The sequence below is a fragment of the Bacteroides sp. NSJ-48 genome, assembly GCF_014287405.1.
In the GTDB taxonomy this organism is placed as follows: domain Bacteria; phylum Bacteroidota; class Bacteroidia; order Bacteroidales; family Bacteroidaceae; genus Bacteroides; species Bacteroides stercoris.
On the sequence record NZ_JACOOD010000021.1, the window covers coordinates 21,642 to 43,923 of the forward strand.

At 46.0% G+C, this 22,282-nt stretch carries 15 protein-coding genes; 8 read left to right on the forward strand and 7 right to left on the reverse strand.

Translation table 11 applies throughout. The annotated features are described in order from the left end of the window. Window positions 1-23 precede the first annotated feature (23 nt). Window positions 24-2,921: a fimbrillin family protein gene (locus H8S52_RS11325; RefSeq protein WP_186909847.1), complete on the reverse strand. Its 2,898-nt coding sequence runs from the start codon at window positions 2,919-2,921 to the stop codon at window positions 24-26. Window positions 2,922-3,494: 573 nt separating this feature from the next. On the opposite strand from H8S52_RS11325, the gene abc-f reads away from it, so the two are divergent. The 8 genes from abc-f (at window position 3,495) to rodA (ending at window position 15,153) form a co-directional block, all read left to right on the forward strand. Further along, window positions 3,495-5,465, forward strand: coding sequence for a ribosomal protection-like ABC-F family protein (gene abc-f, locus H8S52_RS11330; RefSeq protein ID WP_118940044.1), 1,971 nt, complete (start codon window positions 3,495-3,497; stop codon window positions 5,463-5,465). Window positions 5,466-5,486: 21 nt separating this feature from the next. Continuing rightward, window positions 5,487-7,523 (forward strand): M13 family metallopeptidase, encoded by a 2,037-nt coding sequence (locus H8S52_RS11335; RefSeq protein WP_186909848.1) that lies wholly within the window; start codon window positions 5,487-5,489, stop codon window positions 7,521-7,523. Window positions 7,524-7,745: 222 nt separating this feature from the next. Beyond that, on the forward strand, window positions 7,746-9,269 hold the full coding sequence (gene purH / locus H8S52_RS11340; protein ID WP_016660756.1) for a bifunctional phosphoribosylaminoimidazolecarboxamide formyltransferase/IMP cyclohydrolase: 1,524 nt from the start codon (window positions 7,746-7,748) through the stop codon (window positions 9,267-9,269). 116 nt (window positions 9,270-9,385) lie between these two features. Beyond that, window positions 9,386-10,408 (forward strand): rod shape-determining protein, encoded by a 1,023-nt coding sequence (locus H8S52_RS11345; protein WP_005652290.1) that lies wholly within the window; start codon window positions 9,386-9,388, stop codon window positions 10,406-10,408. 2 nt (window positions 10,409-10,410) lie between these two features. Continuing rightward, window positions 10,411-11,253, forward strand: a complete 843-nt coding sequence (gene mreC, locus H8S52_RS11350) for a rod shape-determining protein MreC (RefSeq protein ID WP_005652287.1) — start codon at window positions 10,411-10,413, stop codon at window positions 11,251-11,253. Further along, on the forward strand, window positions 11,250-11,750 hold the full coding sequence (gene mreD / locus H8S52_RS11355) for a rod shape-determining protein MreD (RefSeq protein ID WP_005652285.1): 501 nt from the start codon (window positions 11,250-11,252) through the stop codon (window positions 11,748-11,750). Before mreC ends, mreD begins: the two co-directional genes overlap by 4 nt. Before the next feature lie 53 nt (window positions 11,751-11,803). Further along, the gene (mrdA, locus tag H8S52_RS11360; protein WP_016660753.1) at window positions 11,804-13,669 is read left to right on the forward strand and encodes a penicillin-binding protein 2; all 1,866 of its coding nucleotides are present in this window, start codon (window positions 11,804-11,806) and stop codon (window positions 13,667-13,669) included. 26 nt (window positions 13,670-13,695) lie between these two features. After that, a complete protein-coding gene (gene rodA, locus H8S52_RS11365) occupies window positions 13,696-15,153 on the forward strand; it encodes a rod shape-determining protein RodA (protein WP_022104743.1) in 1,458 nt (485 codons plus the stop codon). A 2-nt stretch (window positions 15,154-15,155) separates the two neighbouring features. On the opposite strand, the gene H8S52_RS11370 is transcribed toward rodA, so the two are convergent. The 6 genes from H8S52_RS11370 to H8S52_RS11395 all read right to left on the reverse strand — a co-directional run bounded on the left by H8S52_RS11370 (window position 15,156) and on the right by H8S52_RS11395 (window position 22,248). Then, window positions 15,156-15,641, reverse strand: coding sequence for a gliding motility lipoprotein GldH (locus H8S52_RS11370; RefSeq protein WP_186909849.1), 486 nt, complete (start codon window positions 15,639-15,641; stop codon window positions 15,156-15,158). Next, window positions 15,619-16,965, reverse strand: coding sequence for a regulatory iron-sulfur-containing complex subunit RicT (locus tag H8S52_RS11375; RefSeq protein ID WP_182416733.1), 1,347 nt, complete (start codon window positions 16,963-16,965; stop codon window positions 15,619-15,621). The genes H8S52_RS11370 and H8S52_RS11375 overlap by 23 nt, the downstream gene beginning before the upstream one ends. A 58-nt stretch (window positions 16,966-17,023) precedes the next feature. Continuing rightward, entirely contained in the window at window positions 17,024-18,148 is a 1,125-nt protein-coding gene (locus H8S52_RS11380; protein ID WP_117907056.1) for a DNA polymerase III subunit delta', read from the reverse strand. 15 nt (window positions 18,149-18,163) lie between these two features. Continuing rightward, window positions 18,164-19,117: a methylenetetrahydrofolate reductase [NAD(P)H] gene (gene metF, locus H8S52_RS11385; RefSeq protein ID WP_040315502.1), complete on the reverse strand. Its 954-nt coding sequence runs from the start codon at window positions 19,115-19,117 to the stop codon at window positions 18,164-18,166. 100 nt (window positions 19,118-19,217) lie between these two features. After that, complete coding sequence (locus H8S52_RS11390) at window positions 19,218-21,131, reverse strand: fimbrillin family protein (protein ID WP_186909850.1); 1,914 nt, start codon at window positions 21,129-21,131, stop codon at window positions 19,218-19,220. 298 nt (window positions 21,132-21,429) lie between these two features. Then, window positions 21,430-22,248 (reverse strand): KilA-N domain-containing protein, encoded by an 819-nt coding sequence (locus H8S52_RS11395; RefSeq protein ID WP_034535805.1) that lies wholly within the window; start codon window positions 22,246-22,248, stop codon window positions 21,430-21,432. Between the last annotated feature and the right edge of the window lie 34 nt (window positions 22,249-22,282).

Below are 22,282 nucleotides of genomic sequence, written 5' to 3' on the forward strand. Positions count from 1 at the left end.
TTTTAATCGGAAGCTACGGCTGTTTATTGTACCTTTTTGCGGACAACATATTCTTTTCTTCCGTCGTTTACTTTGTGCATGTCTTCACAGACTTTGCCATCCCGGATGACTTCATAGCCGTTGGCTATATAGGATTCCTTATCATCCATATTGGGCTTGAAAGGATTGAAATTGATGAAAGTCCCTCCATAAACTTTTATGTCGGCGGTTTCCTTGCTTGCATTTTGAATATTCAGTACCCAATATCTGCCATTCTCATTGTCGGGCGTACCGTATTTAGCTGATTCGAATGTTCCACCATAAATATTGATTTTTCCGTTTTCACGTGCATAAATCAAGTCTATTTGAGTATTCTTTTTCTGTGTATTGTAGTAAGAACCGCCGTAAATGTTGATCACTCCGTTTTTTCTGGCTTCGGCGGTCATGCGGTAACCGTCTTCATTTGCTGTTTGGGATGCATCGCATTGGACATTGCCGTTGCCGGAAATATTCAGGATGCCATTGGTTGCAATGAATATTTGGGTATAAGGCATCCCATCTTGTATGATTTCTGATTTATTGATAATATTATGCCCATTCAAGTCTATGGAAATTTTTGCGTTGGCATTCAATGAAGCGGGTTTGGTAATTTCTATATTATTATTAAGCGCTATGTCTATATCGGCTCCATCTTGTACATAGTCCATTACACTCATATCGGAGAATGTGCCGCCGTTGACGCTGATATCGATTGTGTGTTTGGATTCTGCCTTTTTAGTGAGGACCGGGGAAGTTCCGTTTGCGGTGAAAGTTCCACCGCTGATAGTCACATCACAATTGCCATAAGTGTTCTGTTTGCCGTTACCGATGGAGATAACCGCATTACCGGTATTGCCTGTTCCATCTTTCCAGTCACCTGTCGAACCGTTGTTCCTGCAGGTTATTTGTGCGCTGCCTTTAATTTCCAATGAGCCGTTACGCATGCCGATGCCGCCGCATGCCCCGATGATAGTGCCGCCGGAAATGATTGTTTTACCTGATTGGGGAAGATAAATGGCGTAATCGGCTGTAGAAATCAGTTCACCGCCTTCAATCTTGATTTCAGAGTTTTGTGTCTTATCGTTGCCATTACCGGCTAAGGCGAACCAGCCGGCTTCTATCTTGCCACCTGTCATGGTGAAGTCGCCGCCGTCTGTCAGGGCGATTCCGAATTGTCCTTTATTGGTAGCGTCATTTCGTACAGTATTGATATAACCGCTTTCCATAGTCAGGTGTGCATTTTCTCCGGAAACCTTGATTATACCGGTATCGTAACTGCCGGCTTTATAATCCTCACCAGCGATGATTTTTCCGTTTCCTTTGTTGTCTTTGATAGTAAGTTTGCCTTTTATGGTGATTCTACCGTTTTCGTTGGTGCTATTGCTTGCTGTAACGGTATATCCGTTCAAGTCCAGTGTTGAGGTCTTGTTTTCGGGTACGATAATACATGCGTTTGTGATGTCGGTATGGGCTGTGAGTATATAATTTTCACCGTTGGCTAAGGCTGCTTTCATTTCATAGGCAGTTGCGTCTATCACTGTAAAGCCCGTTGTGTTTTGAGGAAGTGTTGCGCCTGCCTCCTTGATGATATAAACCGGAGATGTGAGGGTTTCCGCTTTAGAGATGGTTTTGATGTTGCCTTCCACTCTAACATTGCCGCCTTCTACAACGAGTTCGTTTACAGTGACACCTTTCGCTATGACTAAGGTATTGGCTGCTGTTTTGGCAATTACTTTTCCGTAGATGGCTTCACTTGTTTCAGTTGTGGTCAGCACTACAGTAGTTTTGGGCATGGTGATGGTAAAGTTGGGGGCGGCTGTACTGTTTTCGACTTTGGGTATGGAAACGGTAACGGTGTTGATTGCGGTGGCCGGACTTGCCGTACTGTTGCTGGCATCTTTCAGCTCCAGTGTTCCGCTTGCCGTTGTCGGGGGAGTGGTCAGAGATAGATTCACATTTGAATTGGCATATACCGGAATGGCGATAGAGGGGGTGGAGGCGGCATCAATAGTTCCCGTTATCTCTATGTCAGTGGTCACAGGGATGGCTTGGTCGTCAGTAGGAATAGCTTCCATGATAGCCTCGTTAATGTTGCCGTCGCTCGCGTTGATTTCTGTATAGTCGAAAGTGGCAGAATATACTCCTGCGCGTACTATCGTGAGGTCTTTCCATTCTTTGGACGTATATGCTTCTGTGCCGTCGGCATTCTGCAGTGTGACGGAAAGTACGCTGTATGTTCCTACAGGGATAGGAATGTAGAAGGTTCGTAATCCTGCCTCTGCTTGTCTCAGGTTGATGGTTATGGTTTTGGAACCAGTCGCTTCTATTGCCAGGATGGGATTGGTTGCTTTTAAATCGGCTTTGCAGATTTCGGCGATAGCCTTGTCGGCCGTAATAACGAACTTTTTGGCTGTGGTAGGTACGTTACTGCCTGTTTTGAGTTTCAGCAATCCTGTAAGGTGCTTGAAAATAAGGTCGTTTTCAAGCCTTGAGGCATCGGCGTACATAGGACCGTTGCTTGCTTCGGTATAGGTGAGTTCTTCCGGAAGTTCCATCGTAACGGTTGTTTCATTTATCGACATTTTGTCTTGATGCGGATATACGGCGTAGGATGGGGTTGCCCCGCCTTCTAATTTTCCGGTAAAGGTAACACTACTACTGGTACCGTCTGCGTTCGGGCAGGTGAACTTTGTGATGTTGGGAGTGCTTTTACCTGTCGGAATGTGGAATATGCCGAATGCATCATTCTTATTCCATACTCCTTTTCCACTTTCGGTGATTGAAGTGCGTGTGTAGGTACTGACCCCTTCGATAGAGGCTGTAATGGCAGTGATGTCTTTTTGAGGACTTTCTGTCGGATCATCGTCACTGCATCCAAATGCAGTCAGCGCTATTGTCATCATGCAGGTTGCTTTTAAAAAATGTTGCAATTTCAACATAGTTTGATTGTCTGTTGTCATACACATAAAAAATAAGGGTTTAACATAAAAAAACGTGAGTTGCTGTATCTGTTTATCCCCATATCAGGCCTTCGCAATGCCTTGTGCTTGGATAAACAACAGCCACTCACGTCTTATATATGTATAGGCATCTCCTTTTTATAAGAAGAATGTATATAACACAGACGTGAGCGTTGTTGTTATCATCTTCAAGCACAATTCAAAGTTGCGAAGTTTGATATGGGAAGATAACTTCAATAACGCTTTTACTATAATGTAAAAAATGCACTACCACTGTAGCGTATATGACGCAAATATAGTTATTATTTGTTTATTCTGCTAATCTTCTTTATTTTTTAGGTATTTATTTTTTTCTCTCATTCAGATGGCATATATGGGAAATATTTTGTAGGTATGGTTTTTACTTTGCTGTAGAAAATGGGTGCGGTTCTTTTGGCAGATTTATGGCTTTTTCCTCGTTGTATACTGTTGAAAATCGCTACCTTTGCAGTCTTGAACGATTAATTCATTGACACTATGATATCTGTAGAAGGACTGAAGGTGGAATTTAATGCTACTCCTCTGTTTGAAGACGTTTCTTACGTTATTAATAAGAAAGACCGTATAGCCCTTGTCGGCAAGAATGGGGCGGGCAAGTCCACCATGCTCAAAATACTGGCAGGTATTCAGCAACCCACTTCCGGTGTTGTTGCCGTCCCCCGCGAATGTACTATCGGTTACTTGCCGCAGGTAATGGTTCTCAGTGATGAACGTACTGTGATGCAGGAGGCTGAACTTGCCTTTGAGCATATCTTTGAGATGCAGGCCGACATCGAACGTATGAACCAGCAACTTGCCGAACGTACCGATTATGACAGCGAGGATTATCAGAAGCTGATAGACCGCTTTACCCACGAGAACGAACGCTTTCTGATGATGGGCGGCACTAATTATCGTGCCGAGGTAGAGCGTACTCTTCAGGGGTTGGGCTTTTGCCGGGAAGACTTCGACCGCCCTACGAGTGAGTTCTCCGGCGGCTGGCGTATGCGTATCGAACTTGCCAAGTTGTTGTTGCGCCGTCCCGACGTATTGTTGCTCGATGAACCTACGAACCACCTCGACATAGAGAGCATCCAGTGGTTGGAGAACTTTCTCTCCACCCGTGCCAATGCAGTGGTACTTGTCAGCCACGACCGTGCTTTCCTGAATAATGTCACTACCCGTACTATTGAAATAACCTGCGGGCGTATTTATGATTATAAAGTGAAATACGATGAGTTTGTGACGCTTCGCAAGGAACGCCGTGAACAGCAGCTCCGCGCTTATGAAAACCAGCAAAAACAGATACAGGATACGGAAGAGTTCATCGAGCGCTTCCGCTACAAAGCTACCAAAGCCGTGCAGGTGCAGAGCCGTATCAAGCAGCTGGAGAAGATAGAGCGCATCGAAGTGGACGAGGAAGACAACTCTGCGCTGCGGTTGAAGTTCGTTTGCAGCAGCCGTAGCGGTAACTATCCTGTTATTTGTGAAGATGTAGCCAAGGCGTATGGCAACCATGTCATATTCCACGATGTAAATCTCACCATAAACCGTGGTGAGAAGGTGGCTTTTGTAGGTAAGAACGGTGAGGGTAAGTCTACACTTGTAAAGTGTATCATGGACGAGATTACGGATTATACCGGAAAACTTACTTTGGGACACAACGTGCAGATTGGCTATTTTGCTCAGAATCAGGCGCAGTTACTGGATGAAAATCTTACGGTATTCGATACCATCGACCGTGTGGCGGTAGGGGATATCCGGCTGAAAATACGTGATATATTGGGAGCATTCATGTTTGGTGGCGAGGCTTCGGACAAGAAGGTGAAAGTGCTTTCCGGCGGAGAGCGTACCCGTCTTGCCATGATTAAGCTGTTGCTGGAACCGGTGAATTTCCTGATTCTCGATGAACCTACGAATCATCTCGACATGCGCTCGAAGGATGTGTTGAAGGAAGCTATCCGCGATTTTGACGGTACGGTGATAATTGTCAGTCACGACCGTGACTTTTTGGACGGTCTTGCGACTAAGGTATATGAGTTCGGTGGCGGATTGGTGAAGGAGCACCTCGGAGGTATCTACGATTTCCTGCAGAAGAAGCAGATAGAGAGCCTGAATGATTTGCAGAAATCGCCTTCTTTGTCTTCTTCACCGTCTGCGGAAAAAACGGTTGCCGGCGGCAATGCCGGGGCAACGGTTGCACAGCCTTCCGCTGCGAAGCTTTCTTATGAGGAACAGAAAGAACTCAATAAACGGCTTAAGAAACTGGAACGCCGTGTAGCAGATTGCGAGGCAGAGATAGAGCAGACGGAAGCGGCCATTTCCATTCTCGAAGCTAAAATGGCTACGCCGGAGGGCGCTTCGGATATGGCGCTCTACGAACAGCATCAGAAACTGAAAACCCAACTGGACAGTGTGATGGAAGAGTGGGATGCAGTTTCCTGCGAGTTGGAAGAAGCAAGGAAATAATAACATTTATTTTATATAAGTATGAGAGTATTTCATTTTTTACCCATTGCAGCATTCTGTCTGATGACAGGCGCTTGCAGCACCGGCAAGAAGCAGGCTGAGCTCACAGCCGGCATTCAGTTTGCCAATCTCGACACAACGGCCTTGCCCGGAACGGATTTCTACCAATACGCTTGCGGCGGTTGGATGAAGAACAATCCTATTCCCGCCGAGTATTCACAGTATGGCTCTTTTACCATCCTTGCGGAAAATAACCGTAAGCAGATTCAGGGACTCATCGAGGAGCTGGCTGCCACGCAGCACGAAGCCGGTAGCGTAGCTCAGAAAGTTGGTGATTTGTATAAAATCGTAATGGACAGCGTGAAGCTGAACAAAGACGGTGTGGCTCCCATTAAAGCAGAACTTGACCGCCTCGGTGCATTGAAGGACCGGAAAGAGGTTTATGCATTGCTGGGCGAGATGCAGAAGAAAGGAATTGTAGCTTACAATGTCTTGTATGTAGGCGCTGATGAAATGAACAGCAGCATGAATGCCGTACAGTCTTATCAGGCCGGCTTGAGCATGGGCGAGCGCGAATATTATTTGGAGAATGATGAGGCTACCGCCAAGATACGCAATGCTTTTCGTGCGCATGTACAGAAGATGTATCAATTGGCAGGGTTTGATGAGGCTGCTGCCAAGAAAGGCGTAGAAGTGGTGATGGATGTGGAAACACGTCTTGCCAAAGCTTTCCGTTCGCGTACGGAGTTGCGCAATCCGCATGCCAATTACAACAAGATGACTTTGGAAGAACTGAAGAAGAATTATCCTACTTTTGATTGGGATGCTTATCTGTCAGCTTTGGATTTAAAAGATGTGCAAGAAGTTATCGTAGGTCAGCCCGCCTCTCTGAAGGCTGCTGCAGAAATTCTGGATACTCTTCCTCTTGAGCAACAAGGTCTCTATTTGCAATGGAAACTGATTGACGCTGCCGCAGGTACTCTGAATGACGCTATGGCCGAACAGAACTTTGATTTCTATCAACGTACCATGAGCGGTACGCAGGAAATGCAACCTCGCTGGAAGAGAGCGGTCAGCACTGTAAGTTCTGCTTTGGGTGAAGCGGTAGGCCAGATGTATGTAGAGAAATATTTCCCAGCCGCAGCCAAAGAACGTATGGTGACTTTGGTGAAGAACCTGCAGGAAAGCTTGGGTGAACGCATCAAAAACCTTGCTTGGATGGGCGATTCTACCAAAGTGAAAGCTTTGGATAAACTGGCTACTTTCCATGTGAAAATAGGTTATCCTGATACATGGAAAGATTATTCTACATTGGAAATCAAGGATGATTCGTATTGGGCGAATATGGAGCGTGCCAACGAATGGAGCCATGCAGAGATGGTGGCTAAAGCCGGCAAGCCGGTAGATAAAGACGAATGGCTGATGACTCCGCAAACCGTAAACGCTTATTATAATCCTACAACGAATGAAATCTGCTTCCCAGCCGGTATTTTGCAATATCCGTTCTTTGACATGAATGCGGACGATGCCTTCAACTATGGCGCTATCGGAGTGGTAATCGGTCATGAAATGACGCACGGCTTTGACGACCAGGGACGCCAATACGATAAGGACGGCAATTTGAAAGACTGGTGGACTGAGGAAGATGCCAAACGTTTTGATGAGCGTGCACAGGTGATGGTGAATGTTTTCGACAGTATCGAGGTTGCTCCGGGTGTATATGGTAACGGCCGTATGACTTTGGGTGAGAATATTGCTGACCACGGCGGTCTGCAGGTTGCTTATCAGGCATTTAAGAAAGCTACGGCGGCCAATCCGCTGCCTGTAATGAATGGTCTTACTCCCGAACAGCGTTTCTTCCTTGCTTATGCAGGCGTATGGGGAAACAATATCCGTCCGGAAGAAGTGTTGAACCGTACCAAGAGCGATGTTCACTCATTGGGTAAGTGGCGTGTCAACGGTGCTTTGCCGCAAATCGGCGCTTGGTATGAGGCTTTCAATATAACAGAGAATGACCCGATGTTTGTGCCGGTGGACAAACGGGTTTCTATCTGGTAACAGAGCGGTTGTTATAAAAGATTTCAGTCCCGTTGGAAAGGTGTGGATACCTTTTCAACGGGACTTTTTCTGCATCATTGTACAAAGGTATCGGAATTAATAATGAGTTCCTTTTTTAATTATACCTAATTTATTGTGTATGAATGTATGTGTGAATAAACAAAATTAGTAACTTTGCATTCCGAATAGTAAAATGTACGCATTACTTTAATACGCAAATCCATGTCTGAAACTAAAAGAATCAAAACAGCTCTGGTATCCGTTTACCACAAAGAAGGTTTGGACGAAATCATTACCAAACTGCATGAAGAAGGTGTAGAGTTCCTTTCAACCGGCGGAACTCGTCAATTTATAGAATCTTTGGGTTATCCCTGCAAGGCAGTGGAAGACCTTACCACATATCCTTCCATTCTGGGTGGACGCGTTAAGACTTTGCATCCGAAGATATTCGGAGGTATCCTTTGCCGCCGCGGATTGGAACAAGACATGCAACAGATAGAGAAATACGAGATTCCCGAAATAGACCTTGTTATCGTTGACCTGTATCCGTTTGAAGCCACCGTTGCCAGCGGTGCCGAAGAACCGGCTATTATTGAGAAAATTGATATAGGCGGCATTTCTTTGATACGTGCCGCTGCCAAGAATTACAATGATGTGGTTATCGTTGCTTCACAGGCTCAATACCAGCCTCTTCGCGATATGCTGATGGAGCACGGAGCTACCACTTCACTCGAAGAACGCCGTTGGTTTGCCAAAGAGGCGTTTGCCGTATCTTCTCATTACGATTCGGCTATCTTCAACTATTTCGATGGCGAAGAAGGGTCTGCTTTCCGTCAGTCCGCCAACAACCAAAAGACTTTGCGGTATGGTGAGAACCCGCATCAGAAAGGTTATTTCTATGGTAACATAGATGCTATGTTCGACCAGATACACGGTAAGGAAATCTCTTATAACAACCTGCTCGATATCAACGCTGCCGTTGACTTGATTGATGAATTCACAGATACTACTTTCGCTATCCTGAAGCATAACAATGCCTGTGGTCTGGCTTCACGTCCCACGGTATTGGAAGCTTGGACAGACGCGCTTGCCGGCGATCCGGTATCCGCATTCGGCGGTGTGCTCATCACAAATGCCGTGATAGACAAGGCTGCTGCCGAGGAAATCAACAAAATATTCTTTGAAGTTATCATAGCTCCCGATTATGATGTGGATGCACTGGAAATTCTCGGTCAGAAGAAGAACCGCATCATTCTGGTGCGCAAGCAGGCTGCTCTGCCCAAGAAGCAGTTCCGTTCTTTGCTGAACGGTGTGCTGGTGCAAGACCGTGACCTGAAGGTGGAAACTCCCGAAGATTTGAAAACCGTAACGACCAAGGCTCCGACTGCGGAGGAAGTTGAAGATATGCTTTTCGCAAACAAGATTGTGAAGAACAGCAAGTCCAATGCTATCGTACTGGCTAAAGGCAAGCAACTGCTGGCAAGCGGTGTGGGACAGACCAGCCGTGTAGACGCTTTGAAGCAGGCTATTGAGAAAGCCAAGAACTTTGGTTTTGACCTGAACGGTGCCGTAATGGCAAGTGATGCATTCTTCCCTTTCCCCGACTGCGTAGAGATTGCAGGTAATGAAGGTGTTACGGCCGTTATCCAACCGGGCGGAAGCATTAAGGACGAGCTCTCTTTCAATTATTGCAATGAACATGGCATCGCAATGGTGATAACGGGGTTCCGTCACTTTAAACACTGATTAAATTGAGAATTGAGAATTGAAAATTGAGGAATGATGCTTTCTCCTGCTTTTTAGTTCTCAGTTCCTGATATGAGTGATATTTTTTAATTTTTAATTCTCAATTTTTAATTTACATGGGATTATTCTCTTTTACACAAGAAATAGCGATGGACCTTGGCACTGCCAATACTATCATTACCACAAATGGCAAGATAGTAGTGGACGAGCCTTCGGTGGTGGCGTTGGACCGTCGTACAGACAAGATGATTGCCGTGGGTGAAAAAGCAAAGCTGATGCACGAAAAGACCCATGAGAACATACGTACTATCCGCCCTCTTCGCGACGGTGTGATTGCCGACTTCTATGCCTGCGAGCAGATGATACGCGGACTTATCAAGATGGTGAACAATCGAAACCGTCTGTTTTCCCCTTCGCTCCGTATGGTAATAGGCGTTCCTTCGGGCAGTACGGAAGTAGAGTTGCGTGCCGTGCGCGACTCTGCCGAGCATGCCGGCGGACGTGACGTTTACCTGATATTCGAGCCGATGGCTGCCGCTATCGGTATCGGCATCGATGTGGAAGCGCCGGAGGGTAATATGATTGTTGATATAGGCGGCGGTTCTACGGAAATTGCCGTTATTTCGCTGGGTGGTATCGTTTCCAACAACTCCATCCGTATTGCCGGTGATGACCTCACTGCCGATATTCAGGAGTATATGAGCCGCCAGCACAATGTGAAGGTTAGCGAGCGTATGGCAGAACGTATCAAGATTAACGTAGGTGCGGCCTTGACCGAACTGGGCGAGGATGCTCCCGAAGATTATATCGTTCATGGTCCGAACCGTATTACGGCGCTTCCTATGGAGGTTCCCGTATGCTATCAGGAAGTGGCACACTGTCTGGAGAAGTCCATTTCTAAGATTGAGACTGCTATTCTAAGTGCATTGGAGAATACGCCGCCCGAATTGTATGCCGATATCGTGCACAACGGTATCTATCTGGCAGGTGGCGGTGCTTTGCTTCGCGGACTGGATAAGCGTCTGACCGATAAAATCAACATACCGTTCCACATTGCGGAAGATCCTTTGCATGCCGTTGCCAAAGGTACAGGCGTTGCACTGAAGAATGTCGACCGCTTCTCATTCCTGATGAGATAGGTATGCGGAATCTACTGAACTTTCTTATTAAATACAATTACTGGTTCCTCTTTCTTCTGTTAGAGGTTACCAGTTTTGTTTTATTGTTCCGTTTCAACCATTATCAGCAGAGCGTGTATTTTACTTCGGCAAACGGAGTAGCCGGGAAAGTTTATGAGATTTCGGGCGGCATCAGTTCTTACTTCCATTTGAAATCGGTCAATGAGGACTTGCTCGACCGGAATATGTGGCTGGAACAACGGGTAGCTTTTCTGGAAAAAAGCCTGCAGGAGCAGGGCTTGGATTCCGTAAAACTATATAGTATGGCGCGCCTTGCTCCGGATGATTACCGCATATTCAAGGCGAATGTTATAAAGAACAGTCTGAATAAGGCAGATAATTATATAACATTGGACCGTGGCTCGTCAGATGGTATTCGTCCGGAAATGGGGGTAGTGGATGCAAATGGAGTGGTAGGTATCGTATATAAGACTTCTCCCCGCTATTCGCTGGTTATTCCGTTGCTGAACAGCAAGTCGAGTATCAGCTGCAAGATTGTGGGCAGTGAGTACTTCGGCTATTTGAAGTGGGAAGGTGGAGATTCGCGTTTTGCTTATCTGAAGGACTTGCCCCGTCATGCGGAATTTAATCTGGGTGATACGGTGGTGACCAGCGGCTATTCCACAGTATTTCCTGAAGGAGTTATGGTAGGAACGGTCGATGATATGTCCGATTCCCATGACGGACTTTCATATCTGTTGAAGATAAAGTTAGCTACGGATTTCGGTAAGGTGAGCAATGTGCGTGTCATTTCGCGCAGCGGACAGGAAGAACAGAATATGCTGGAAAAAGAAGGAGAGAAATGATAATCAATTATTTGCATAAGATAGGGTGGTTTGTCGGTCTGGTATTATTGCAGGTGCTGATACTGAACAATGTGCATATTGCAGGATATGCCACTCCGTTTTTATATATATATCTGATATTGAAGTTTGAGTCGGATGTACCCCGTAATGCATTGATGCTATGGGCTTTTTTTCTTGGACTGGCGGTTGATATCCTTTCCGATACTCCGGGAATGAATGCGGCGGCTACGGTGCTTTTAGCCTTTTTGCGCCCTACATTCTTACGCTTGTTCGTGCCTCGCGATACGCTGGATACATTGGTTCCGGCAGTCCGTACAATGGGAATCTCTCCTTTTTTGAAATACTTGGTTGCCAGTGTCTTGGTACATCACGGGATGTTGCTTACTCTTGAATTCTTTTCTTTTGCCCACATAGGTGCGTTATTGCTGAGAATTGTAACAAGCACTTTGCTGACTGTAGCTTGTATAATGGCAGTAGAGGGCATACGGAAGAAGTAAAAAGAGGTTGCAAGTTATGTTACTTGTATTTATAACTCATATGTTGTGATTGAATGAAGGATTATACGCTGGAGAAACGAAAATATGTGATAGGCATGGCGGCTGTCGTCATTGTTCTTATCTACGTGATTCGCCTGTTCGACTTGCAAATCATGACGGATGATTACAAGAAGAATGCGGACAGCAATGCCTTTTTGAATAAGATTCAATATCCTTCGCGTGGAGCTATCTATGACCGTAACGGTAAACTGCTGGTTTTTAACCAGCCGGCATACGATATTACGTTTGTGCCTCGTGAAGTGACGCAGCTCGATACGTTGGATTTATGCCGTGCGTTGAACATCACGTTCGAGCAGTTCCAGAAGCGGATGAAGGATGTAAAGAACCGTTGGATGAATCCCGGTTATTCCAAATATACGCATCAGGTGTTTATGACGCAACTCTCGGCAGAAGAGTGCGGTGTGTTTCAGGAGAAACTATTCAAGTTTCCCGGTTTCTACATCCAGCGGCGTACTATCCGGCAATATACTTACGATGCTGCCGGACATGCGTTGGGGGATATAGGTGAAGTGTCAAAGAAAGATATTGAGGCGGATAATTATTATATCCGCGGAGATTACATAGGCAAGCAAGGTATCGAGAAATCTTATGAAAAGTATCTTCGTGGCGAAAAAGGGGTGGAGATTCTGCTTCGTGATGCGCATGGACGTATTCAGGGGCATTATATGGATGGGAAGCTCGACCGTCCCTCTGTGCCCGGTAAGAACCTGACTTTAGGTATCGATATTGAGTTGCAGAGGTTAGGTGAGCGTTTGTTGCAGCATAAAATTGGAGCTATCGTAGCCATTGAACCGGCTACGGGAGAGATACTCTGTATGGTTTCTTCTCCTACTTTCGATCCTCACTTGATGATTGGACGCCAGCGTGGAAAGAATCACCGGATGTTGCAAAGAGACAAGCGGAAACCTCTCCTGAACCGCGCAATCATGGGAGCGTATCCGCCGGGCTCTACTTTCAAGACTGCGCAGGCATTGACATTTTTGCAGGAAGGAATAATCCATGAAGATTATCCTACTTTCCCTTGTGCACACGGTTTCAATTATGGAAGTTTGCATGTAGGCTGTCACGGGCATGGTTCTCCTTTGCCTTTGGTTCCGGCAATAGCCACTTCGTGCAACTCTTATTTTTGTTGGGGGCTGTTCCGTATGTTCAGCGACAAGAAGTACGGTTCTCCGCAAAATGCCATTACCGTATGGAAAGACCATATGGTGTCGCAGGGATTTGGCTATCGCCTTGGTACCGACCTTCCCGGAGAGCAGCGCGGCTTGATTCCTAACGCCAAGTTTTATGATAAAGCATATCGGGGCTCTTGGAACGGACTTACGGTAATCAGTATCGCTATCGGACAGGGAGAAATTCTTGCGACCCCGTTGCAGATAGCCAATTTGGGTGCAACCATTGCCAACCGGGGGCATTTCATTACTCCGCATGTTGTAAAGGAGATACAGGATAATGAGCTGGACAGTATCTACCGTACCCCCCGTGTCACGTCAATCGACCGGGAATATTACGATGAAGTTGTGGAGGGGATGCGTGCCGCTGTTACAGGTAGTACGGGTAGTGCAACCTGCCGTATGGTCGGCACAATCCTGCCGGGTGTAGAGGCATGCGGCAAAACCGGTACGGCACAAAATCGCGGTAAAGACCATTCGGTGTTCATGGGATTCGCTCCGATGAATGATCCTAAGATTGCTATTGCGGTGTATGTGGAAAATGGCGGTTTTGGTGCAACCTACGGCGTCCCTATCGGTGCGATGATGATGGATCAGTACTTGCATGGCAAGTTATCGCCGGAGAATGAGATACGTGCGGAGGAATTCAGCAACCGCGTAATTCTGTACGGAGACGAAGAAAGGTAATAAACAGTCAAACAGTAGCAGTATAAATGGTAAGAAGAGACAGTATATGGAAATCATTGGATTGGGTGACGATTATAATCTACCTGATGTTGATTGTATTCGGCTGGTTCAGTATTTGCGGGGCAAGTTACGACTATGGTGACCGTGATTTTCTTGATTTCTCTACCCGTGCCGGCAAGCAGTTCATGTGGATTGTCTGCTCATTCGGGTTGGGATTTATTCTGCTGATGCTGGAAGACACGCTTTATGATATGTTCTCTTACATTATATATATAGGACTCATTCTCTTGTTGGTTGTCACTATTTTTATCGCTCCTGATACCAAAGGCTCACGGTCCTGGCTGATTTTGGGGCCTGTCAGTCTACAACCGGCTGAATTTGCCAAGTTTGCCACGGCATTGGCGTTGGCCAAGTATATGAGCGCCTATTCGTTCACTATAAAAAGCTGGAAGAGCGCGTTGATGCTGGCTTTCCTTATTCTTCTGCCGATGACGCTGATTATTCTTCAGCGGGAAACGGGGTCTGCATTGGTTTATATGGCTTTCTTCCTGATGCTTTATCGTGAAGGTATGCCCGGAGTAGTGCTTTTCTCCGGTATTTGCGCTGTGGTATATTTTGTGGTGGGTATCCGTTTTGATCAAGTCTTTATTGCAGATACTCCAACACCTATCGGAGAGTTTGTGGTACTGTCGATGATTTTGCTCTTTGCCGGTGGAATGGTATGGGTATATAAGAAGAAATGGGAGCCGGTTCGGAATATCATCGTCGGTTCTTTTATCGTATTGCTTGTCGCTTATCTGGTTTCGGAATATATAACCCCTTTTAATCTGGTATGGGTGCAATGGGGATTGTGTGTGGTTGTAACATGTTATTTATTCTTCCTTGCTTTGAGTGAACGCCATTGGAGTTATTTTCTTATTGGTTTGTTTGCCATAGGTTCGATAGGTTTTCTCTACTCCAGCGACTATTTTTTCAATAAAGTATTGGAACCTCACCAGCAGATTCGCATTAAGGTTCTGTTGGGTATGGAAGAGGACTTGGCAGGAGCGGGATATAACGTAAATCAATCGAAGATTGCTATCGGTTCGGGCGGCCTGACCGGGAAAGGCTTTTTGAACGGTACACAGACCAAACTTAAATATGTTCCCGAACAGGACACGGATTTCATATTCTGTACCGTAGGCGAAGAAGAAGGCTTTATCGGTTCGACGGCTGTATTACTCTTGTTCCTGACTTTGATACTTCGTCTGATAGCGTTGGCAGAGCGGCAGCAGTCCGCATTTGGCAGGGTATACGGGTATTCGGTGCTGAGTATTTTCCTGTTTCATCTTTTCATAAACATCGGGATGGTACTCGGATTGACGCCTGTTATCGGTATTCCGTTGCCTTTCTTCAGCTATGGGGGGTCTTCGTTATGGGGCTTTACGATACTGCTGTTTATATTCCTGCGTATTGATGCGGGGAGAAATAGAAGGTTGGTATAATATTATCGTTGTAATTTGATTCCCACATCATTGATGCCGGGCAGGAGGCTGTCGGGTAATGTATAAGCTACTTTGAAAAGGTATTCACCGGGTTTCCCTATCTTGATGTTTCCTGCGGGAAATGCAGACTGGTATAAACCGCCCCAGCCATCTCCTTTCCATATGCCTTCTTTATCGGCTAAGACGGCTGTCAGTGTATCTGTCTGTAGCTTTTTCAATTCCGGACTGTCATAGCAGACGGATAAGTTGATGTTTTGGTAAGGGTAAGTGCTGCGGTTTCTAATTTCTACGGTCAGGTTGTAATAAGTTTGGGAATCGGGCACAGCGACATTGAAAAGGAGTGTGTCCTGTCGTTTCCAACCCTCTTGCGGAATGGATTGGAATGCATGATATACAGTCTGTTTATCGCAAGCGCCTAATGCGCTTACGATAAACAGCAGTATGATATATCTCAGAGTCTTTGTCTTATTCTTGAGCAGGCTTGTCATTTTGAGCAGGTTTATCTCCCTGAGGTTTGGGCTTGTTGTTGTGAGGACGTTTACGGTTGTTACTATTCCGTGGTGAACGTCTTTCATTTCCTTGCGGCCGTTTTTCGTCTCCCTGCTGTCTGGGCTGCTCTTGTTGTTGCGGAGCGGCAGACTGTTCTCCGCCTTGCGGTCGGTTATTGGGAGTCTTTTTCTTCTTTTTGTTCCGGTTGCCGCCGTTATTTCCATTACCGTTTCCATTGTTGCCGTCTCCGCTGTTCTTGTTCTTGCGGTTACGGTCGAAGCGGGTCAGGCTTTCCTGTTCCAGCAGGTCTACCGGTTTCTTGGGTTCGGTGCGATGTGTCTCTTCCAACAGGCTCTCCGGTTTGATGCCCCTTTTATTCAGGCCGATAACTTCAAAGGCGCGTCTTCCGCTGATAGTAACCAGATTGGCAGGGATACTCTTGTCGGTGGAGTAAGTTATCTGGTTGCTGAGAATGTCGGCTTTAAAGAAATAGAATACGCCGTCTTTGGTTTCCAATTCGATTTCTTTGGAAGGCAGGCGTTTTTGCGCTTCTACGTAACAGTCCACTTCGTAGTTGAGGCAGCATTTCAGTTTGGCGCATTGTCCGGCAAGCTTTTGCGGGTTCAGTGAAATATCCTGGTAGCGGGCGGCGCTGGTCGAAACGGAAACGAACGATGTCATCCAGGTAGCGCAACACAACTCACGGCCGCAAGGTCCGATACCACCGATACGGCCGGCTTCCTGACGTGCACCGATCTGCTTCATTTCGATGCGTACATGGAAAGCGTCGGCAAGCACCTTAATCAGTTGGCGGAAGTCTACGCGTTCATCGGCAATGTAGTAGAAGATTGCTTTGTTGCCGTCTCCCTGATATTCCACATCCCCGATTTTCATATTGAGGTTGAGGTCAAGAGCGATCTGGCGGGCACGTATCATCGTGCTGTGTTCACGCGCTTTCGCCTCGTTATACTTGTCCATATCCACCGGTTTGGCTTTGCGGTAGATACGCTTGATATCCGCTTCCGATTTGATATTTGCCTTACGCATCTGTAGCGGTACAAGTCGCCCGGTAAGGGTTACTACGCCTATATCATGTCCGGGAGTAGCTTCCACGGCTACTATATCGCCTTTTTCCAAAGGAATTTTGTTGCTGTTGCGGAAATAACCCTTGCGGGTATTTTTGAACTGAACTTCCACCATGTCCGATTCCTCTGCATTGCCGGGGATGTCGGCAAGCCAGTCGTAAGTGTTCAGTTGCTTGTCTTGCCTGCCGCAGCTTTTGCAGCAGAGACCGCCGCTTCCGTTATGTAGTTTAAATTCCATCATTCTATCTGTTATTTTGATGATTTACTATGTTATATGTTAGTTGAAAAGGATTCTTCTATTGCTTTAACAGAACAATCATTTTCAGTGAAAAATCAAAGAATACCATACGGGCATTTACATTCTGCTCGATGTGCACTTGCGCTTCGCTGAGTTCATCCATAATACCCATAACATTCCGTTCGTTGACAAACGGGGCAAACCGGGTAGCGAAGTTCTGTTCGGGCAGGGTCATGTAGTTCATTTCTTTCCGATGCAGGTTATAGATGAAATTTTCCCGTATCATGCGCTGGCAGTATTCCAGAAAATTCTTTTGGCGTTCGCGCCCCATAGCCGCCAGTTGTTCGCTCCATTGCTTCATTTCCCGTATTTTCCGTTGATAGGAGAGGCGCATCAGGCTGACGAACAGATTGAAAAACAATTCATTCTCTTCATTCAGATGGATTGTTTCCAACGCCTTGATGAAGTTTCCGTTTGCCAGATGGGCTATGGTCTGGCTGTCCGCCGGTTGTACGCCGTACTTTTGTTGCAGCGCGTTTGCCATGCTTGCCTCATCTATTTTGCGGATGTTGAAACGTTGTGTACGGCTGAGTATGGTAGACAATATCATTTCGGGTGCTTCGGAAACCAACAAGAAGATGGTCTTCTCAGGCGGCTCTTCCAGCAGTTTCAGCAATTTATTGGCGCAGACCTCGTGCAGCTTTTCAGGCAGCCATACAATGGTTACCTTGTATCCGCCTTCGCTGGATTTCAAACTGAGTTTACGGGTGATTTCATCGCTTTCCTTTGCGTAGATAATCGCTTGTCCGTTTTCCGCTCCCATTTCGTCCAGCCAATGATTCAGTGAGAAATAGGGGTTGCTTAGTACAAGATGCCGCCAGTCGGCTATGTAGTCATCGCAAACTTCTTTCTTCCCTTTGGCGCTTTTCACGATGGGGAATACGAAGTGTACGTCCGGATGCACCAGTTTATTCCACTTCACACACGAAGGACACGTGCCGCAGGCATCGGTCTCCGTGCGGTTCGGGCAGCAGATGTAACGGGCATAAGCCATAGCCAGCGGAAGTTTGCCTACTCCTGCCGGTCCGCAGAACAGTTGCGCGTGAGGAATACGTCCTTCCCGCACCTCTTGTATCAATTGTTGTTTGGCTGTATCCTGGCCTATTACATCTTTAAAAAACACGGCGTCGGTATTTGGTTAATAAATCTGTTTGGCTACTTCCTTGATGCTGTCCACTGCACCTATGGAATAGAAATGGATGCTGGGAATATGGTGTTTCATCAATTCCTTGCATTGCTGCACGCACCATTCGATACCTACCTGTTGCGCTTCTGCATCATTCTTGCATTTCAAGATTTCGTTTGTCAGCTCTTCGGGCAGGTCTACTTTAAATGTTTTGGGTATCATGCTGAGTTGCGAAAGCTTCTTGAACGGCTTGATGCCCGGTATAATGGGGATGGTAACTCCGGCTTTGCGGGCGCGTTCTACGAAATCGAAGTATTTCCGGTTGTCATAGAACAATTGGGTAACGGCATATTCCGCTCCGGTTTCCATTTTCTTTTTCAGCCAATAAATGTCCGTATCGATGTTGGGCGCTTCTTCGTGTTTCTCCGGATAACAGGCCACTCCGTATGAGAAAGGAGTATTGGTGACTTTCATCTCGGAGCCGTCTACAAAGATGCCCTTATTAAATTGGTTAATCTGTTCCTGCAATTCAACGGCATGATGATAACCGTTTTTTTCGGGAGTGAATACCGATTCGTGTTTTGCCTTGTCTCCGCGTAACACCAAAAGGTCTGTGATGTTCAGGAATTGCAGGTCGAGCAATACATATTCGGTATCCTCACGGCTGAAACCGCTGCAAAGAATATGCGGCACCACCGTTATGTTGTATTTATTCTGGATGGCTGCGGCTACGGATACGGTTCCCGGACGGCGACGGAGACGGTTGCGCTGGAACAGCCCGTTGCCGAGGTCCTTGTACACGTACTCGCTGCGGTGTGTGGTGATATTGATGTATTTAGGGTCGAACTCCCGTAATGTATCTATCGTTTCGTACAACTTTTCGATGCCTGTACCTTTCAGAGGGGGCAATATTTCAAAAGAAAAAGCTGTTTTTTCGTTACTGTTTATCAGATCGATTACTCTCATTTCTTTTCCGTTGTCTTTGTCTAATTGGCAAAATCCTGCACAATCCTGCACATTGGGAACAAAAATACGAAAAAGAAATGAGAAATGCTTTTTTGGCAGGCTATTCTTTTATGCAACGGATGGAAAACGCATTATAATAATCTTTGCCTTCCGGTTTGACGGCGTTCTTTAAGGCGATGTCGTTATTGCTGTTCGCAAACATTACGACTTTGTCCAATTGCTTTTGTGTGCCGTCATATAGCCAATAGGCGGTCGATGAGTTTGCGTTTACCAAGGCCGTCTTGTTTTCCCTTTCCAACAGCAGCCCTGCGGGTTGAATGCAGAATCCGGTTTCATTGGTTGCGGAATAAACATCCGAGCTCCAGGTATCTGTCTTTTTCAGTGCGGAAGCATTCTCTCCTATGTATTCTTTCAGTCTGTTCCAATCGTTTTCTGTTGGCAATCTCCAATCCAACGGAGCCAATTTCCCGGTAAGGACGGCCTCGCCGTTGTAAAAATGGGAGTCGGTGCCCGCCCATTTGAGGTAGCCCTCGCCATCTCCCAAAGCTTTTCTGAGGGGCATACTCTTGCTGTCATTATAATGGGCCGTCTGTAAATCCTCTTTCATCCAATATTGTGCGCCTATTTTCACGATGGGGTAGGTGTGCAATATACCGTTCCGTATATCTCTGATTACGTAGCTGCTGACGTTGATAGCCAATGCTGGTGCGGCAGGCTTTTCCGTTACTATCTTTCTGTTTTCGTCTATGTAGAATTTTTCGATAGGCCGGGAGTGGCCGCTAATGTAGGTCAGCGAGTTGTCCGCTTCATTCCAACTTACTTTACCGCCATGTGTCGTGGCGGTTTTGTCCGGTAGTTGTAAAACGATTCCATTTGTCAAGTCCGTCTGTTCATTGTCCTGTACGGAATAGACTACAATCGCTTTAGTAGCGACAGCATCGGCGGGGGTAGTGTAAAGATACTCCCGGCATACTTCTGCCACGGGCTTTCCTTGATGGTATATCCTGTAGATATCAGACGTGCTGAATGACAGCGAGGCTGTGTGTACGGCAGTGATTTCGTACCGGTTTTCGCTCTCTCCTTGTTCGCTGAGCTCCCATTCCTTGATGTTGGCGATAACTCCGGTGAGGGTTGCACTTGTGCTTTGAAGTGCGTTGATGCAAATCTCCAGTTCCGTGTCCTCCTCAATGGTGGCCGACGGGAGAGGGCAGGTATAGATTTTTCCGTTCCATTCCAGGGTAAAAGCCTGTCCGCCGTCGGAGTGTGTTTGCGGAATTACAATAAGCTCCTTACCGGACAGCGTATTACCCTCTTTCTTCCATGTGCCGAAAGGAATGATATCCGTTTCGCTCGCATCGTCAACCGAGGAAAGCTTGTCCGATTGCAGGTCATATACGGCTTGTGTCCTGAAACCGGTAGCTATGATTCTGGGGTTGGCCTTGAGCATCTCGTCCGTATCTTCACCTTCTTGGGGTATAAGAACTAACTTTATTTTGGCAAACCGGTGCTTGTATTCCAGCTTTACGGTTTTCTCGCTGTTGGGTACGTTTCCAATGCGGGCGGTCATGAAGTTGGATAAGCTGTAATTGGCGGTCTTGTTCTGGTCTGCTTGTACTGTGACGTCCAGCAGTGAGCTTCCTTTGGACACGTTTTCCTCCTGATACGGATAGTAGCTGATGAAGTCCAGCGTGGCATCTCCTTCCGGATAATACACTTCTTTCTTGGATATCAGTTTGCTGTTGTCGCTGCATTCCAGAAGCAGGTTGTCGATGTATCGCTGCTGGTCCAGGGAATTGCCTGTCAGCATGGCAAAGATACCGCTTCTGTCTCCTATGTCGAAAGTGTTTTTAGTTACTTTGGTAGCGGCTTTACTTGCTTCAAAGGAAAAGGAGATGAGGATGCTGCCCTCTTTGATTTCATCATTTAGCCTGTTGATACAAGATGTACCCGATAAGGCAAGGAGCAGGCATAACACATAATTTGCCCTTTTGAAAGCGTTTCTCATGATATTCATGTTATAGTAGTTTTATAAGACGAAAACATCTTCGCCTTTGGTTCGTACTTAAAAACTTACGTGTCGATATATCAGATTAGGCAGAACCGCAAATGTTATGAGAAAGTAGTTTACGCTTTCAGATTTCTATTAGTCAGTTATCACGCTTGATAGCTTGGTGCTTTTTCTTCTCTTTACATATATCTAAATAAAAACAAGGATGTAAAAGTATACTAAATCTTTGGAATAATCACACAAATAATCGCTCAAATTAAAATAAATGTGTGATGAGTTACAGCGCAGAGCAATGCGTAGTGATTTATTTCAATAACTTACGGTTATCTTCATCACCGTTTCCCAATATATTCATTTGATGAATGGCTATTTGGTTTAGTTTAACGAGACGTTCTCTTTGTGTCATACTCTGTTCGATAAATACTGCATTGAGGTTTTCCATATTCGACAAACAGATAAGTTCATTAATAGTGGCATAATCACGAATATTACCTTTCAGTTCGGGATTGGCTTCCCGCCATTGTTTTGCTGTCATGCCGAACATGGCTACATTCAGCACATCGGCTTCATTGGCGTAAATAATACTTGCTTGTACCGATGTGACTTCCTGCGGAATAAGGTTTTGTTTTATGGCATCAGTGTGTATGCGATAGTTAATTTTCGACAATTCACGCTTTGCTGACCAACCGAGTTGCTGTTGCTCTTCAGTCTTTAATCGTTGAAACTCTTCAATAAGGTAGAGTTTGAAAGGTACGCTGATTGCAGAACCGAATTCAAATGCAATATCCTTATGGGCGTACGTCCCACCGTAGCGTCCTTTTTTAACGATGATACCGATTGCATTAGTCTGCTCTATCCATTCGGAAGCACTTAATACAAAAGATGGCAATCCGGCACTCTTTCTAAAGTGGTCGAATTCGACCACTTTAAAATTAGGATTATGGATGATTTCCCATGTGCCAAGAAATTCAATTGTATAACGGCTTCTTATCCAATTTTTAATTACGTCTGCCGCTCTGCTGTCCCCTTCTTTGGCGGAAGCCATGTCGGTAAGGGATATATAATCTTGTTCCTTAAAATTGAGAACATTAATCTGCGTGTTTTGAACGATGATTTTCGCCATTATGTAATTGATGCTTTGAGTTTCAGCCACAAAG

What these genes read in the sequence shown, in the direction of transcription:
- H8S52_RS11325 (WP_186909847.1), bottom strand. Translation starts at nt 2,921, where the DNA reads ATGATGACAATAGCGCTGACTGCATTTGGATGCAGTGACGATGATCCG.
- abc-f (WP_118940044.1), top strand. Translation starts at nt 3,495, where the DNA reads ATGATATCTGTAGAAGGACTGAAGGTGGAATTTAATGCTACTCCTCTG.
- H8S52_RS11335 (WP_186909848.1), top strand. Translation starts at nt 5,487, where the DNA reads ATGAGAGTATTTCATTTTTTACCCATTGCAGCATTCTGTCTGATGACA.
- purH (WP_016660756.1), top strand. Translation starts at nt 7,746, where the DNA reads ATGTCTGAAACTAAAAGAATCAAAACAGCTCTGGTATCCGTTTACCAC.
- H8S52_RS11345 (WP_005652290.1), top strand. Translation starts at nt 9,386, where the DNA reads ATGGGATTATTCTCTTTTACACAAGAAATAGCGATGGACCTTGGCACT.
- mreC (WP_005652287.1), top strand. Translation starts at nt 10,411, where the DNA reads ATGCGGAATCTACTGAACTTTCTTATTAAATACAATTACTGGTTCCTC.
- mreD (WP_005652285.1), top strand. Translation starts at nt 11,250, where the DNA reads ATGATAATCAATTATTTGCATAAGATAGGGTGGTTTGTCGGTCTGGTA.
- mrdA (WP_016660753.1), top strand. Translation starts at nt 11,804, where the DNA reads ATGAAGGATTATACGCTGGAGAAACGAAAATATGTGATAGGCATGGCG.
- rodA (WP_022104743.1), top strand. Translation starts at nt 13,696, where the DNA reads ATGGTAAGAAGAGACAGTATATGGAAATCATTGGATTGGGTGACGATT.
- H8S52_RS11370 (WP_186909849.1), bottom strand. Translation starts at nt 15,641, where the DNA reads ATGACAAGCCTGCTCAAGAATAAGACAAAGACTCTGAGATATATCATA.
- H8S52_RS11375 (WP_182416733.1), bottom strand. Translation starts at nt 16,965, where the DNA reads ATGGAATTTAAACTACATAACGGAAGCGGCGGTCTCTGCTGCAAAAGC.
- metF (WP_040315502.1), bottom strand. Translation starts at nt 19,117, where the DNA reads ATGAGAGTAATCGATCTGATAAACAGTAACGAAAAAACAGCTTTTTCT.
- H8S52_RS11390 (WP_186909850.1), bottom strand. Translation starts at nt 21,131, where the DNA reads ATGAATATCATGAGAAACGCTTTCAAAAGGGCAAATTATGTGTTATGC.
- H8S52_RS11395 (WP_034535805.1), bottom strand. Translation starts at nt 22,248, where the DNA reads ATGGCGAAAATCATCGTTCAAAACACGCAGATTAATGTTCTCAATTTT.